The organism is Sphingobium salicis subsp. salicis (assembly GCF_049472635.1).
In the GTDB taxonomy this organism is placed as follows: domain Bacteria; phylum Pseudomonadota; class Alphaproteobacteria; order Sphingomonadales; family Sphingomonadaceae; genus Sphingobium; species Sphingobium yanoikuyae_A.
In genome coordinates this window covers 1,887,393-1,902,762 of sequence record NZ_JAYRCS010000001.1, presented here as the reverse complement: position 1 = coordinate 1,902,762, position 15,370 = coordinate 1,887,393, and the positions used below count along the sequence as shown (strand labels likewise).

Below are 15,370 nucleotides of genomic sequence, written 5' to 3'. Positions count from 1 at the left end.
ATAAGCAACGTGGAGATGGTGAACCATCGGGTGACCCATAATCTGGGTCAACGGTCGCGATGGCGGTGAACACACGGTCAATTATCCTCAACTTGGCCATGATCGCTGAAGTGAGCGAATATCCGGGTAAGTGGCACCGCGATAAATCGGATCAACTGCCCGTCTCGCTATGGGGCGCTGCGACGGCCTTCGATTCTGGAGATTCGCGCTGACGCAGGAAAATCGAAAGCACGACCAGGACGGCGGTCGAGAGAAACTCGCTTTGCCAGTTCTGGAAAGACTCAAACCAGAGTTGCGGGTCGCCCAGGTAAGCAAGCGTGCTCAACGGCACCTCACGATGTTCGATTGCGTTCTGCGCAGCGACCTGGGCACTTTGGGTCCAGTGAATAACGAAAGAAATCAGAAACAGTGCGAACAGCGCCAAGCCGAGCGATCGCGCATATAGTGCGCGCCACATCGCACCCCCACGTAGCACAGTCGGGGCGCCGGGCTTTAGTGCCTGCTTATCCAGATCTTTGTCGCGTGGCTGCGCATCAGGATCCTTGGATTCAGCCGATCCACGCTGAATCAGAAAGGCTGTCAGGACGACATAGGCGGACATTTGAAGGAACTCGCTTTCCCAATTCTCGAAAACCGAGGATAGGAATTCTGGGCTCGACGTATAAGCACTAAGGCTCATCGCGGCCTGATGGTGACGCTGTGCATCCTCGGCCGCAACATGCCAGCCCGCGAGCCATTGACCCGCTATGCTGCCGACAAAAAGCAGCAAAAGGACAATTGTCAGCCCATTATCGCGCAGCACCCTCATCCGACGTCTCCCTCAGCCTGTTCTTGTGTGCTGGAACGCAGGTGGAACGATTATGGTTCTTTTCCTGTAACGCAGCCAGTTCGCCATCCAGTTGCAAGAGGACATCGCTTGTGAACGCTGCCGAAATGGTGCGTGGGACACCATTTTCGTCCGGTGGGTTGCCGTGTTCAGCAACCTTTTCCCCTCAGGCCCCAATTCAAGCCTATTGCGCACTGACCGGGCCTCGTGACCCGGTCAGATCCAAAATTTACGCCGGCATCAGATTGACGGCCGTTGGCTTGGCCGGCGGCAGCGCGCCGGATCCGGCTTGCGCCTGCAACTCGGATTTTCGCGCCAGCATGAGGTCGCGAAGGGATACGAGATCGACGTCGGTCTTGCGGCACTGCGCGAACATGCCCTCCGACTGCATCTCCTCTTCATGGACATGGTGCTTGATCTCTTCGGATAGGACCTTGACCTTAGCATCGTAGAAATCGTCGTCGGGGCTTCCGGCTTCAATGTCGTTGATCAACACCTTTGCACCGTCATGCTCGACATAGGCTTCGTCCAGGGTGTCGTCCTCGATCTTCCCCCGGAACGCGGGGTAGAACAGCTCTTCCTCGATCAGTGTGTGAATTTTGAGCTCTGTGCAGATTTGTCGCGCGATCGCCTGCTTCTTCGAGGCGGATTTTGTCTTTTCGAATTGCTCAAAAAGGTCTTCTACCTCCCGGTGATCGGCTTTGAGCAGTGCGATCGCGTCAGTGAAGCTGTCAGCCATGGTGAAACTCCTCTTGTTCGCCCCCGCTGCTAAGTTCTCCAAACCTACTCTCGTTCCAAGCGAACGACTCGCAAGAGCCGGCCCCCTGGGGACGGCGCACCACAATCGTCGCCAGATTGGCGGCAATTTTCTGTCCCGTTAATAAGAATGGCGAGGGGGATCCCGGATTTGTCCGGCTCTTTGGGTCGACGGCCGGGCGGAAGCCCGGTGCGAGGCGGGCTCCTTCGGGGCCGACGGTCGCGCCGGACGGACGCGCCGCGTGTGAGAGGGGAGAAGGATCTTGGAGAGTGTCGCTTTCGGATGGTCGAGAGCGGAACTTCCAAGGAGTTGAGGTTATGAATATCGGTGAAATCAAGCCCGTGAACGGTCGTCTTATCGGTCATATCGCGACCCGTTCGATCGACTTGCCGCGGCTTGGGCTCAGGCCTGTCGAAAGCACCAATGAGCGCGCGCCGGTCTTCGAGATCGTCGCGCTTAACGTGGGGCAGCGCTGGGTACAGATCGGTGCGCTCTGGGAAGCGACCGCCAACAAGACTGGCGAATGCTTCCTCCAAGGATCGCTCGATGATCCGAGCCTGGCCGAACCGCTGCCGATCGCTTTGTTCGGTAGCGATGCTGAAGGCTATCGGGTCGCATGGCGGCGCCGTGATGCGCTGAGCGGCTTTGGCGGCGGCCAGCGTTCGGAACGTCCGGGGGTGGGCGGCGAGGCAGTGGGCGGGTTCGGCGCGAGCACAGCCGGCATGGATGGCAGCTACATGGGCGGTAGCGATTTCGACGATGAAGTGCCTCACTGAGGTCTTTGTGCGTCATGGGCCGGGGGAGCAATGGCTTCCCCGGCCTTTCTTTTTGTCTGCCAATTTTGGAAAGGATGCGCATCATGGCTACCGCCCTGCGCCACAGCATCGATCGATTTGCTGACTTGCCCGCCCTCTACGCACAAATGATCGCAACGCCGGAATATCAGGCGGCTTTTGGCGACCCAATGCCGCTTACAATCGCCGAGCCTGGAGACGCGCCTGCGGAGCATGAGATGCCCGAGCCGATCGCGGCCCAGGCTGAATGCGGCGGGATTATCGCTGCGATCTTCGACCTCTTTACCGGTACCCGTTTGGAGCCTCTGGCACCTGATATCGCCTGGGGTTTCGTCAACAGCTTCCACTTTCTCGCGGGGGAACTCGAAAAGCGCGAGGATGGCTATGCCAGGGAACTGGGGGAGCTGGCGCGAGACCCTGAAGGGAGCGAGATCTATGCCCGTTCGCTCGAAGAAAAGCAGCTTCAGTGTCAGTCGGTCGCCGAGCAGCGGCAGGCCATTGAATGCATGCGCGACTATGCCGCGGAAATGTACCGGGCGCAGTCAGGCTGGCCCTGGTCGCCGGCCAAGGGCACGCGAGCCTCTTCTGCATCGAGCGCCAGCCAGATCGCTGCGGTCGACTTCCTGCGTGCCCGTCAGCTGGAGCAGCGCGAACGTCACCTGCCGCAGGGGCCGGTGGTCGTCGTCACCGGTCCGGCCGACTGGCATGATTGGCAGGCGATTTGGGCACGGCTTGACGCCATCCATGCACGGGTCTCCCATATGACTTTGGTCACCACCGGGCAACGCCGCGGTGTGGATCAGATCGCCGCGGCCTGGGCGGCTCGCACCGGCGTTGAAGTGCCCGTCGTGCGCTATGGCCTATACGGAACCGGGCGAAAGACCGCTTTTACCCGCAATCGCAAGATTCTCGATCTGAAGCCCGTCGAGGCAGTGCTCTGCGAGGGCTCGGGTGTGCAAGCCAATCTCTACCAGTTGCTTCGCCAAGCCAATGTTCCCATCCATGCGTTGCGCAAGGCGGACCAGGCGGCTGACGCCGTCAAAATCCCCACGCGCGCTTCCCGCGGCAGCCATTGAAGGAGGGTGGCATGGCAATACCTGACTATCTTAGCGCCAATTTCCAGTCGCTCCTTCGGGCAGCGGAAGATGGAAACCTCGCTTTTATAGAATGCCAGGACTCAGCGTCAGGGGACCCGCGTTACGTGATCTGCGCGGTCGGGCGGGAGGAGGGGGCCTATCTCATGACCCCTTTCGGCCACCTCGCGGAAGGTAACCCTTACGACGCCTACCGGGCGCTGACCTGACAGCGGACGACGAAATCCAAATTTACCTTGGGACCGCAGCCATTCGGGCGCGCGGTCCTTTTTTTATCGACGCGGGTGTCCGGGGCGATGTCAGAAGGGCGCTTGGGCACATGTCGCGCGAGGATCATAGCGCTCCAGGGGGCATCGAGCCCCCTGGAGCGCTGCCACACTTCTTCTCTCAAGTCTTTTAATCTTGGCACGGGGACAGCGCCGGCCTCAAGGATGACGGGGCCCCACCATTTTTTTCGGCAGGCAGGCGGCAGTCCGTCCATGCTGGCGGGGGCGCGTGCCGAAAAAAATCGTGACCCCCATCGCCGCTTCGCGGTCGGGGCTGCGCCCCGATCCTTGACCCCGTCACTCGGAGCCCGTGCAGGGGGAAGACCTCTTTCAATCACAGGAGGTTCTCATGACCAAGGCATTCCGTTCCGTCCGCAGCTTCACCGAGATTGCAGCGCTCATTGCGGACGAAAGCGCGGTTACGTCCGACAGCTTTCTAGCCGCATTCGAAACGGACCTCGATGGCGTCCGGGTCAGCAGGGACGACGAAGAGCGCACTGCGCAGATGCCTGACGCGACCGAGGTTCAGCTCGCGGTCGAGTTGATCGTCACGACGCTCTTCGATGTTCTGCGGGACAGCAGGATGGAGAAAGTGGCGGGACGCATCGCGTGGGGCATCGTCCACAGTTTCCACCGAGTGAGCGATCGGGCAGCGGGACAAGCCGACGGTGCTGCAAGACAGATGCGCGACCTTCTCCGGCAGGCGGACGGCAGCGAAATCCACGCCGTCGAGCTGGAGCGCGCGCAGGAGGAACTGGCGTTTCTCGATGAGGCATCGGATGCACTAGCCTGCATGCGGGACCATGCCGCGGCGGTGTATCATAACGAAACCGGTAAGCCCTGGTCTGCGCCAAGGGCGACGCTGGTGTCCTCTAAACGGACAGCGAGCGTCATCAACGGGACGGACTATCTGGCCGCGCGACGCCAGCGCCGGATCGGGCAGTATCATCCTGAAGGCCCGCTGGTCGTCTTCTCGGGCGGCAGCCAGTGGGCAGATCCCGAGCCGATCTGGAAGGCGCTCTCGCGGGCCAAGGCGACCCGGCCGCAGATGGTGCTGCTCACCACCGCGCAGAATAGCGGCGGCGATGCGATTGCCGAGGCATGGGCGGCAAAGACCAAGACGCCGGTGGTGAAACTGGGCATCGACAAGGGGAGGTGGGGGAACCGAGCCGGGTTCGTACGCAATGACCAGATTGCGCGGCTGCGGCCTGTCGAAGCGATCGTCGCTGAAGGAAGCGGGGTTCAGGCTCAACTGGTAAGGGTTATGCGCTCCATCGGTGTCGCGCCGGTGCTCCTCTCACTCTATGGCGGCCCGGCGCACTGGGCTTCCTGAAGTCATGCGGATATGCGGGAGCGGTCGGGTTCAGGCCCGATAGCTCCCGCTTTTTTGTCTGTCGCTCTATGTCGTTGCCCTCGAGGACAGGCGCTGCGCGCCCGTCCCGTCGGACAACGATGCCGCGCTCTTAAGGAACGCGGGCCTCCCGCGCGCGGCTACGCCGTGCTCGTCACAGGGACGCCCTACGGGCGCTTTTCCGGTTGAGATTTCGACGTCGTTGGAATGCCTTTCAGTGCAGTGATTGAGGCTGGCCCACCCGCCCGTATCGCGTTTTGGAGAAGGTCGCGAAAGTCTTTTTCGCTGAGCCTCTCCACCTCCATGTCGCTCAGGATAGAGGCATATTTGCTGCGCAGAGCGCGGCGGGCGTCCAGGATCTCTTGCGCGATTTTCGTTTGGCGCGCTTCGAGGTCGGCAAGGCGGTCACGGTCATTCAACTTTGGCATTGATCATCCTTTCACGTCGGATGGTCTGCCCGCCAATTTCATTATCAAGGATCATGCCCATGAACGCAACTCGTTGTGCCAATCAGAGTCTCGGCTGGCTGCCGCCGGGAAGAGAAATCCCCTCCGGGGTGCCCCGCGCCTTCCGGCACGAGGCAGCGCAGCGGGGCGAGCCCGCTGCGAAAGGGGTACTCACGCCCAGGGCGTTTTGTAATGCACCGTACGCACGGGTGCTGCGGGCGCGAATCGCGAGGTTTTCCGCGGGTTTCGGCAAGGTGCCAGCCGGTGCCGATGTCGCTTTCTTCATCGGTAGCTGGTACCAAATGGTCACCATATGAAGGCAATTCAGGGCTAAGTGCCTGATAAGCTTTGGCACCATGTCGGTGCCGCACTTCCTCATCGTAAGGCGTTGAGATCCCCTGTAAATAGGCGTATAACGACCGGGCTTCACCCCATCTGGACAGGCATCGAACAGGAGTTCGGCGTTTGCCCAGGATCAATATCAGATTGAAGGATGCTCTTTACGAGCGCCTTGTCGCTGGCGCCCGATCGGCGCGGCTCAGCCTCCCCGAATATGTCCGCGACATCCTCGATCGCTTCGAAGGCATCGATGCCGGCGGCTATCATGGTCGCTTCGATGAGGTGCAGGCGACGCTCATTCAGGTCTTCGCTATATTGGCCGCCTCGGTCGGAACGCGGCGCCCCGACATTCTCCAGAAGGGCATGGACGATGCCCGCGCCCTGCTCCTCGAAAGGGGGCTGCTCGCGCCCGAGGATGGTGCACTATGAGCATCTTCCGCAACGACACGCTGGGCTCCTGGACCCGGGGTGGTCAGGCCATTGTCCACAATGTCAGGATGACCACCCAGGTCTTTTTCCAGACCTCGCTTGCGGGTCTCGCGATCTGGGTTGGCGGCATCATCTGGTATGTCCTCGAAAAATCCAGCGACTATCAGCGCTTCGTCGCGATGAAGATCGCCGAAGCTACGCTGAAAAGCGACGTGCCGGGTGGGGCGCCGATCCTGTTCAGGACCCCGGCTGGGCGCCAATATTGGACGAACTCGGACGCGCTGCTGGCCTCCCCCATCGCGAAGAAGACCATGCAGGCGATGGAGCAGCATCTGATCTATGGCGCGGGGCTGTCAGGTGCCTTTGCCGCGCTTATGCTTCTGTGGGCCTGGTTCTATTTCACGCGAACGGGGAAAGGGCTTGGGTCCAATCAGTTCATTCGCGGCGCCCGGTTCGGGACGGCACGGCAATTGCGCCGGCTGTTGTGGCGGTCGAAGCGGGGAAGCTTCGCTATCGGCGGTGTGCCGGTTCCTGAAGAGTTTGAGCCTGAGCATATATTAATCTGCGGTGCGCCGGGGACGGGCAAGACCAACATCATCGTCAAGATGCTGGCGGGAATGCGTGGGAAGGGCCGCCGGGCGATCGTGTTCGATACGGCCGGCACCTTCGTCGAAAAATTCTACCGGCCCGGGCATGACATATTGCTCAACCCGCTCGACGCTCGAGCCGACAGCTGGTCCCCTTGGGTCGATGTGCCGCGCGACTATCATTATGATCAGATCGCGGAGTCCACGATACCAGATAAGGGCGGCGATCCCTTTTGGGCGAAGGCGGCGAGGGGAACGCTGGTCGCCGTCTTCCGCAAGCTTGCGAAGAACAAGCAGATGCTCGTTTCGGTCTTGCTCGACACGCTACTGCGGAGCCCTCTGAAGACGCTGGCGGCCTTTGCGGAAGGGACGGACGCCGCCGCCTTTATTTCGCTGGAGGGAGACCGTACGTCCGCGGGCATTCGCGCCGAACTGGCCTCTGTCATGCGCAGCTTCTCCTATCTTGACGACACACTGGACGGCTTCTCGGTGCGCGACTGGGTGGCGAATGAAGAGGATGACAGCTGGCTTTTCATCACGGTGAAAGCCGACCAGCTTCCTTCTCTGCGGCCGCTCGTCACCGTCTGGCTCGACATCGCGATCAGCGCGATCATGAGCCTTCCGCCCGACCAGAAGCGCCGCCTCTATTGCGTCATCGATGAGCTGCCTACGCTTCAGCGCCTGCCCTCGCTGAGCGACTTCCTGGCGCGCGCCCGCAAATATGGCGGATGCGGCATATTGGGGTTCCAGTCTTATCCGCAGCTGGAGGCAACCTATGGCATCCAGGATGCGGCCGCGATCACCGGATACTGTTCCACCTGGGTGGCGCTACGAGCGAACGATACCCCCACGGCCAAGCATGTGTCCGAGAATTTGGGGCAGGTCGAACAGGTCGAGGCCAATGAGGGCATGTCCTATGGGGTCAACGACATGCGGGACGGCGTCAATCTCTCCCGTATGCAAGTCACCCGCCCGCTGGTCATGCATACCGAGGTCACGAACCTCCCCAACCTGTCGGGATTTCTCCGGTTCGGAAGAAATCTGCCCGTCGTCCATTTCCGGGATCGGTACAATGGGCTGCCAACGATTGAGCCGGCGTTCGTCGAGCGAACGGAACCTGCGAGGAGGTTCGAGGAGGGCAACGCTCTACCCCACCCCGAAAAGGTGTCGCAGAAAAAGCGCCGTCGCGCCGGGAAGGAAGCGCCGCCCGCGCCGCAGCTGCCCTTGGACGGCAGCTCACCCGAAGAAGCAACTGCGGGTGAACCGCCTGCGCATAAGGGCAACCAAATTCCGAAGCAGGATGGGGACAGCTCGAACGCCGAACCGCCCAAGCTCCTTGGGCCAAGGAGTGGTTTCAACCTCCACAAGCATAGCCGTTCCAACGGTGAGCGTGACGATGCGAGGCCGGCATGATGCATCCGCGCCGCCTCAAGGGCTCCCCGGGCAACATCGCCCGCTATTACACCGTCGGGGACTATTACACGAAGGGAGATGCGGAGACATCTTCCTGGGGCGGAGCGCTCGCTGGCGAGCTTGGTTTGCACGGAGAGGTGGATTCCGCGCAGCTTAATGCGCTGCTCAGCGGCGCTGTCGAGGACCAGCAGTTAGGGCGTCGGCGTGCAGACGGGATCGACCACCATCCCGGATGGGATTTTGCGATCAGCGCCCCCAAATCCGTATCGATCATGGCGCTTGCCCTTCGCGATGAGAGGATGGTCGCGGCGCATGAGAAGGCTGTCGACGCAGCGCTTTCCTATCTTGAAGAACATGCCCAGCTGCGCCGCCGGGAAGAAGGGAAAATCGTTCATGAGACGACGGGGCGGCTCCTGTGGGCACGCTTTACTGAGCATGCCAGCCGCGAACTCGACCCCCATCTGCATACCCATATCGTGATCCTCAACATGACGAACCGCGATCCGGGCAATCCGATGGCCAGTCTCGAAACGCGGGCCATGTATGCCGAGCAGATGGCCAGCGGCCAAATCTACCGTAACGCCCTTGCCCACCATTTGCGGGAATATGGATTTGAGATCGACTTCGATCCGCGCCAAGGATTGTTCGAAATCAGGGGCGTCCCAAAGGCATTGATCAAAGAGATGTCGCAGCGTGCCGAGCAGATCAACGCTCATGCCGCTGAGCATGGCCTTTCCGGGCAGGCGGCGCGTAGGCAGAGCTTCTATCAGACGCGTGGCGCAAAGGTGAAAGTCGGGCTGAACGAGCTGCATGATCGCTGGGATGCGCGGCTCATCCCTTATGAGCCCAAACTTGCAGCTGTCCTCGCCCAGGCCATGGAGGCTGGTGAGCGCCCCGTCCCGGTTGAGCCCGCCGACGCAGCGCGGGCGGCCCTGTTTGGGATCAGGCAATCGGAAGGGCGCGAGGCGGTCAATCCACTTGGTCGCGTCATTGCCGTAGGCCTTGCCTCCCATGTGGGAGAGGTTCGGTTCGAAGACCTGAGACCGCTCCTGATTGACCATGAGAGCCGCCGCAAACTGCTCGCTACTCGGGGGCAGACCGGCGACGCAATCCTCACGCGTGGGCGAACCAGCCGCAGGACGGTAAGGCTGGAACAGGCGCTGACCCAGCATCTCGCGCTCTCGCTGGGAGACGGCAGACAGGTAGCCAGCGCAGACCGGCTGCTGCCCGTTCTGGAAAGCGCTGGTCTATCCCCGGCGCAGGAGCAGGCTCTCGTGCACATGGCATTGTCAGGAGACCGGATAACGGCCGTGCATGGCGTGGCCGGGGCCGGGAAATCCATGCTGGTTCGCTCACTCAAGAACGCCGCGCATCCGGGGATGGTACTGACGGCGCTTGCGCCGACATCATCTGCCGCCGCTGAACTGGGTGATCGCGCGGGGATTGCATCTCGCACCGTCGCCAGCCTGTTGGCGAGTGGCGGGCATGGCCTGAGCAGCAACGATGTCCTGGTCCTCGATGAGGCGGGCCAGCTCGGAAACCGCCAGGCGCTGCGGGTGCTGGAGATCAGCCGTGCGACCGGTGCGAGACTTATCCTGCTTGGTGACAACCGGCAGACCGGCGCGATCGAACAGGGAAAGGCATTCTGGCTGATGCAGAAGCTTGGGCTCGCGACCGCCGAGCTGGTTGAATCACGGCGGCAGGAAACCAGGGCGATGAAGCTTGCTGTCACCCAGGCTCGCGCCGGTGATTATGCCGGTTCGCTGGACCATCTCGATAAGGTGGTCAGCGGCGGAGACGCGGAGGAACTGGCCAAGGGGCTGGTGAGGGAATGGACGCGCCTCAAGCCTGAAAGCCGAGCAACCACGAATATCCTCGTTCTGGAGAATGCGACGCGCCTCATCGTCAACAGTCAGATCCGCGAGACATTGCAGCGGGAAGGCGTCGTTGCGGCCGAGGACACCCGGCTCGCGGTCCTAACCCCCGCCGGGCTCAGCGACCAAGAGAAGCAGATGGCCCGCTTCTATTCCGGCGGCCAGGTTCTGAAATTCAACCGCGATCAGGTCGGCGCTGGCCTGGCGCGCGATGGCGAGTATCGGGTGGTTTCCGTGGTGCGCGATGCGAAGGGCCGGCAGCTTGTGCGACTGGCGGATGAGCAGGGGCGCATCCACAATTGGAATCCGCGAACCAGCAAGGCGGCGCACGTGAATATATTCCTCTCCGAGCATCGCAACCTCGCCGCTGGTGATCGCATCCAGTGGCGGCTCGCGACCAAGGAGCTTGGTCTCAAAAACGCCGAACGCGGAACGGTGGAGCGGCTCGATGGCATGGTGGCGACGGTTCGCTGGGACCGCGGGGATCGGGTCCAGCAGATTGACCTTGGACGCCACTCCACTTGGGACCATGGCTATGCCGAGACCGTCTATTCCGCTCAGTCAAAGACCTATGACCGCGTCTATGTGCTGGCCCCTGTGGCGTCCCCGCTTGTCAATGGACAAAACTTCTACACCGCCATCACGCGAGCCCGTTACGGCGTCAAACTCTGGACAGAAGACCCTAAGAAGCTCATCGCGAAACTCGAAGAGAGGTCGGGCGAGAAGACATCGGCGCTCGAAGGTTTGGGCCGTCTGGAGCGCGATCACAACAGGCGCTTTGCCGCACGGAACGAGGCGCGGTTGAAGGGAATGAAGCTCGAACAGGTTGAGGAGCGGCGGAAGGCAGAGGGAAGGGCGCTCGCGCGCAAACTTGATCAGCGAGAGCCGGACCGCGGAATTGTCGGACGTCTTGCAGGCGATGCCCGCTCACTGTTCGAGACGCTCGACCGTCATTTGCAGACGCTGGCCGAGAATCGGCAAGCCCATGCGCCCAAGGCGGAGGACCTTGCCACAGAGCGGAACATTGGGGAGCGATCGCATGATCACGATCGGTAAGCGGACAGCCGCCCTGATGATACTGATCATCTGGCAATCGGATTGTCTTGCAGCACCGTCGGGTCATAATGCAGCCGATGAACGGAGGGTCGCCCATTGCATCAGGCAAGCAGCGGGCGGACAGAAATGGCTCGAAGTGACCCTGTGGGGGCTGCGCGATCAGGAAGGCGGTTGGATCGGCGCAGCGGTTCCGAACCGCAATGGGAGCCACGACCTCGGACCTCTCCAGATCAATAGCTGGTGGGTGCCAAAAATCGCAGCAACGCTTGATCGTTCACCGGAGGAAGTTCGCCATTGGCTGCGTTACGATCCATGCTTCAATGCCCACGCAGCCCGTTGGATTTTCGTCGCTGCTCTGGCATCGACGGGCAGCTATTGGAAGGCGGTGGGCGTCTATCACAGTCCGAGGTCTGATCGGCAGAGGCGATATGCCCGCAGCGTAGCGGAACATTTGAAGCGCCGGTTTGGTGTAACGATTTTCTCATCTTTCGGCGCGGGGGGCATTGGAGGAAGAGTTCGTTGAGCGAACAAAATGATCGGCGCCCCCGGTCATCTGAGCCTGCCGCAACGGTATTCAGGAAAAGCGAATGTGACGCTGTGCAGTGCACATTTTCGATTCGGAGTTCATTCAACCAGCCCTTTTCCGGGCACCTTGCCGGCGTGCCGCGCTGGCGACACCGTGAGGCGTCAGGGTCAGGACCTGCGGCTCTTTCAGTAGGTTTATGTTCCTCGTAAACGGTGAGGCCTCGCCGCGCGCGCATTTCGCCGCCCCATACCTGTCAGCTTTGGACTTCCAATTCCGCATAGTTCCGATAGATTGAGAAGGCTTCATCCCATTTGGCAGACTCCAACAAGGAGACCTTCTGCCGTGCGTAAGAGCCTGCCAAGAATTAACGCGCCACTTCCTGTCGAGAAGTCAAAGCCACCTACACTCATTGATCCCATCAGCGTAAGGATCGCGGTAGCGGTGACAATGACGGGGTTAAGCCGGTCCCGCCTCTATGAGCTGATCAAATCCGGTGAGTTGGAGATCGTGAAAGATCGAAGTTCGACTTTGATCATGGTTGCAAGTTTGCGTGAGGCGATCGAGCGACGGCGATCACGCTAAAGCCCAGACAAGAATGCGGAGTGGGGCTCAGGCAGGTGTAGCCTCGCGCTGCACAACGCTGGTCAACTGAGCCAGCGGCGAGGCACTACGCCGCAGTTCATCAAGAAAAATTTTTCCAAGCGCGTCCTACACAATCCCAGACGGTCAAAAGGACAAGAAATAGGCAAAATGGTATTTTGGGGCCAACCTCAAGAGCTAAGTCATTGAAAAGATTGGTGACCCCTACGGGAATCGAACCCGTGTTTCAGCCGTGAGAGGGCCGCGTCCTAACCGCTAGACGAAGGGGCCGTATGTCGCATGGGCGACAGGCAGGGGCGTGCCTTTAGGCAGGGCTGGCGATGGCGTCAAGCGAAAGCAGCGAAAATTTCCGGCGACCTACGCTGACTGCAGCCCATAAAAAACCACCCCATGCGATGCACGGGGTGGCCAGGTTCAGGGAGGAGACGCCTCCAAGGGGGAGGCGCCCTATACGACACACCCGAAAGGGGGGCAGGTGCATCGCATGCAACAGAAATAGGACAGGGCGCGGCTGCTTTCAAGAGCAAGCCCCGCCCTGTCCCGATATATTTGCGATTAACGGAGTTAATCGGAGTTTAGGCGTCTGCTGGCACCGGTGCGGCCGGTACAGCGATCGGGCCCTTGCCCTGGCTGACCTGGCCTTCAAAGATCTCGCGCATCAGCTGCAGCGAGAAGAGATGGGCGTGGATCAGCGGCAGCAGACCGTTCTGGTTGATCTTGCGCAGCTGGTCGCCGCGCAGGTCGCGCAGCTTTTCCTCGTTCACCATGCGGAAGCCGCGATAGACGAAGGGCTGTTCGTTGTTCGGGGTCTGGATCGCGACTTCGCCGTCCATCAGCAGGTCCATCTCGGCCAGGTCCTTCATGAACTGGCCGGTGCGGGCCGCTGCCTGCTCGAAATCCTCGCAGAATTTCAGGATGCCCTTGGTCACGTCGGTCGGCTGGCCATTTTCGAACAGGACCGGGCCGTCGCCTTCGGTGCCGATCGCCTTGCTGGTCGGGTCGAAGCAGAGCGAGAGTTCGTCGCTGTCGGGACGCAGCTTGGCCAGCATCCAGGGGTAACGGCGGACATAGGCCGGGATATAGGCCGGGCCGCGCAGCTTGCCTTCGTCATCGACGAAGATGTTCACGCCTTCGTTGAGGCCCATCAGCGCGAGCGGCACCGAATCCTGGCCCGCCGAGAAGATGATGGGCATGAAACGCTGGGCCGAGACGAATTCGTCGATGGTCAGCGGCACGGCGTGCTGGGTTACCAGGAACGGAGCGGCATCGACCGGCTGGGTGCGATAATCGGCATGATCGACGGTGCTGAGCGGGATCAGGTCGTTGTAGAAGATGGGAAGGCTGTTCGCGGGCGCGCTGGCCATGATGTTGTTCCGTCCTGTTAGAAAGCGCGCAAGGCTTGCGTCGCTGATCCGAATATGGGTGTGACGGGATAATCGGAGCTATCCCGCTAGGCAATCGCTTTGTGGATATGCTGCGCTCAACCCTCGTCGGGGCGAGGGATGAGCTTGTCGGGGTTCATGATGCCGCCCGGATCGAAGGCTGTCTTTATCGCGCGCAGGGCATGGATGCGGGCCGGGCTGGCGAGGCGTCCGAGTTCGGCGCGCTTCATCTGGCCAATACCATGCTCGGCCGAGATGGAACCGCCCGCGGCGACCACCGCGTCATGGACGAAGGCGTTGATCGCCTGGCCCTGCGCCGCGATCCAGGCCGGACCGTCGCTGGTGCCCCTGGGCGCGCGGACATGGAAATGGACATTGCCATCGCCCAGATGACCGAAGGAAGAGGCGGTCGTGCCGGGGAAGGCTGCTTCGGCGGCGGCGGCAGCCTCCAGCATGAAGGCCGGCATGCGCGGCACCGGCACGCTGATGTCATATTGCAGCGCGGGCCCCTGCGCCTTTTCGGATTCCGACAGGGATTCGCGGATGCGCCAGAAGGCCTCTGCCTGGGATTCGCTGGCGGCAATGGCGGCGTCGATCGCGATGCCGCGTTCCAGCGCCAAGCCGAGCGCGCCTTCCAGCCGCTCGGTCGGGCCGGGCTCGCGCATGTCGCCATGGTCGACCTCGATCAGCACATGCCAGGGCGTGCGGGTCTCGATCGGGCAGCGCGTGCCGGGAATATGGGACAGGACATGGCCAAGGCCATCGTCGGCAATCACCTCGAACCCCTCGACGCTGTCACCCAGTTCGCCTTCGACCAGACGCAGCAGGGCGAGGGCATCGGCGGGCGTCTGCACACCGACCCAGCCGACCGCGCGGGCGGCGATGGCGGGCACCAGCCGCAGGGCGGCCGCGGTGATGACGCCCAGCGTACCCTCCGCACCGATCAGCAACTGTTTGATGTCATAGCCGCGATTATCCTTCTTGAGCGCGTCCAGCCCGTCGAAGATGCTGCCATCAGGCAGCACAGCCTCGATCCCCTCGACCAGCGCGCGCATCGTGCCGTGGCGCAGCACCTGGGTGCCGCCGGCATTGGTCGAGACGAGGCCGCCGATCGTGGCTGATCCCTTGGCGCCCAGGCTGAGCGGAAAGCGACGGCCGGCCGCTTCGGCGGCGTCGTGCAGGTTGGAAAGGATGACCCCGGCCTCGCACACCGCCAGATTGTCGTCGGCCGACAGGTTGCGGATCTGGTTCATGCGGCGCAGCGACAGGATCAGCGCCGATCCGTCGGCCGGCGGTGTCGCGCCGCCGACCATCGACGTGTTGCCGCCCTGGGGGACGAGGGCGATGCCCAGTTCCGCCGCCAGCGCAACGCAGTCGGCCACTTCGCGCGTCGAGGCAGGGGACAGGATCGCGCGGGCCGCACCATGATAGCGGCCGCGCCAGTCGCTGACCCAGGGGGCGATATCGTCGGCATCGGTAATGACGCCCTTGGGGCCGAGCAGGGCGACGAAGCGATCGATGGCATCCTGTGCGATTATGGCTTGTTCTGTCATGGGACATGCTATGCCCCGGAATTCATCGACGGTTCAACCGTTGGCCGATAGCTTGCCACTCCCAAAAGGGGTTCCGC

General features: G+C 61.7%; 13 protein-coding genes and 1 tRNA gene. 8 read left to right on the top strand and 6 right to left on the bottom strand.

The window, feature by feature from the left end:
* Positions 1-151 precede the first annotated feature (151 nt).
* Positions 152-808: a DUF6766 family protein gene (locus tag VHN57_RS09160; RefSeq protein ID WP_026109577.1), complete on the bottom strand. Its 657-nt coding sequence runs from the start codon at positions 806-808 to the stop codon at positions 152-154.
* A 247-nt stretch (positions 809-1,055) separates the two neighbouring features.
* Positions 1,056-1,565, bottom strand: a complete 510-nt coding sequence (locus tag VHN57_RS09155; RefSeq protein WP_017503021.1) for a hemerythrin domain-containing protein — start codon at positions 1,563-1,565, stop codon at positions 1,056-1,058.
* 335 nt (positions 1,566-1,900) lie between these two features.
* Here VHN57_RS09155 and VHN57_RS09150 point away from each other — a divergent pair, with 335 nt between their 5' ends.
* The 4 genes from VHN57_RS09150 (at position 1,901) to VHN57_RS09135 (ending at position 5,070) form a co-directional block, all read left to right on the top strand.
* Positions 1,901-2,359 (top strand): DUF736 domain-containing protein, encoded by a 459-nt coding sequence (locus VHN57_RS09150; RefSeq protein ID WP_017503022.1) that lies wholly within the window; start codon positions 1,901-1,903, stop codon positions 2,357-2,359.
* 83 nt (positions 2,360-2,442) lie between these two features.
* Positions 2,443-3,453, top strand: coding sequence for a DUF2493 domain-containing protein (locus VHN57_RS09145; protein ID WP_293921997.1), 1,011 nt, complete (start codon positions 2,443-2,445; stop codon positions 3,451-3,453).
* Between the two features lie 11 nt (positions 3,454-3,464).
* Entirely contained in the window at positions 3,465-3,680 is a 216-nt protein-coding gene (locus tag VHN57_RS09140; protein WP_026109578.1) for a DUF6117 family protein, read from the top strand.
* 406 nt (positions 3,681-4,086) lie between these two features.
* Positions 4,087-5,070: a DUF2493 domain-containing protein gene (locus tag VHN57_RS09135; RefSeq protein WP_038292990.1), complete on the top strand. Its 984-nt coding sequence runs from the start codon at positions 4,087-4,089 to the stop codon at positions 5,068-5,070.
* A gap of 185 nt (positions 5,071-5,255) precedes the next feature.
* On the opposite strand, the gene VHN57_RS09130 is transcribed toward VHN57_RS09135, so the two are convergent.
* Positions 5,256-5,516 (bottom strand): hypothetical protein, encoded by a 261-nt coding sequence (locus tag VHN57_RS09130; protein ID WP_017502403.1) that lies wholly within the window; start codon positions 5,514-5,516, stop codon positions 5,256-5,258.
* A 483-nt stretch (positions 5,517-5,999) separates the two neighbouring features.
* Between VHN57_RS09130 and VHN57_RS09125 the strand changes: the two genes are divergently transcribed.
* From VHN57_RS09125 to VHN57_RS09110, 4 genes are read left to right on the top strand one after another with little or no spacing between them, the layout of a single operon-like run.
* Positions 6,000-6,302 carry a hypothetical protein gene (locus VHN57_RS09125; protein WP_026109438.1) on the top strand — a complete coding sequence of 101 codons (303 nt, stop codon included), beginning with the start codon at positions 6,000-6,002 and terminating at the stop codon, positions 6,300-6,302.
* Positions 6,299-8,302, top strand: coding sequence for a type IV secretion system DNA-binding domain-containing protein (locus VHN57_RS09120; RefSeq protein ID WP_017502400.1), 2,004 nt, complete (start codon positions 6,299-6,301; stop codon positions 8,300-8,302). The genes VHN57_RS09125 and VHN57_RS09120 overlap by 4 nt, the downstream gene beginning before the upstream one ends.
* Positions 8,299-11,232, top strand: a complete 2,934-nt coding sequence (gene mobF, locus VHN57_RS09115; RefSeq protein WP_017502399.1) for a MobF family relaxase — start codon at positions 8,299-8,301, stop codon at positions 11,230-11,232. Before VHN57_RS09120 ends, mobF begins: the two co-directional genes overlap by 4 nt.
* Positions 11,216-11,755, top strand: a complete 540-nt coding sequence (locus VHN57_RS09110) for a lytic transglycosylase domain-containing protein (RefSeq protein ID WP_230461472.1) — start codon at positions 11,216-11,218, stop codon at positions 11,753-11,755. The genes mobF and VHN57_RS09110 overlap by 17 nt, the downstream gene beginning before the upstream one ends.
* Before the next feature lie 798 nt (positions 11,756-12,553).
* Here VHN57_RS09110 and VHN57_RS09105 read toward each other — a convergent pair.
* From VHN57_RS09105 to VHN57_RS09095, 3 genes are all read right to left on the bottom strand, one after another.
* Positions 12,554-12,628 (bottom strand) — tRNA-Glu (locus VHN57_RS09105).
* Positions 12,629-12,933: 305 nt separating this feature from the next.
* Complete coding sequence (locus VHN57_RS09100) at positions 12,934-13,722, bottom strand: SapC family protein (RefSeq protein WP_278987649.1); 789 nt, start codon at positions 13,720-13,722, stop codon at positions 12,934-12,936.
* 116 nt (positions 13,723-13,838) lie between these two features.
* Entirely contained in the window at positions 13,839-15,293 is a 1,455-nt protein-coding gene (locus VHN57_RS09095; RefSeq protein ID WP_278987651.1) for an FAD-binding oxidoreductase, read from the bottom strand.
* Between the last annotated feature and the right edge of the window lie 77 nt (positions 15,294-15,370).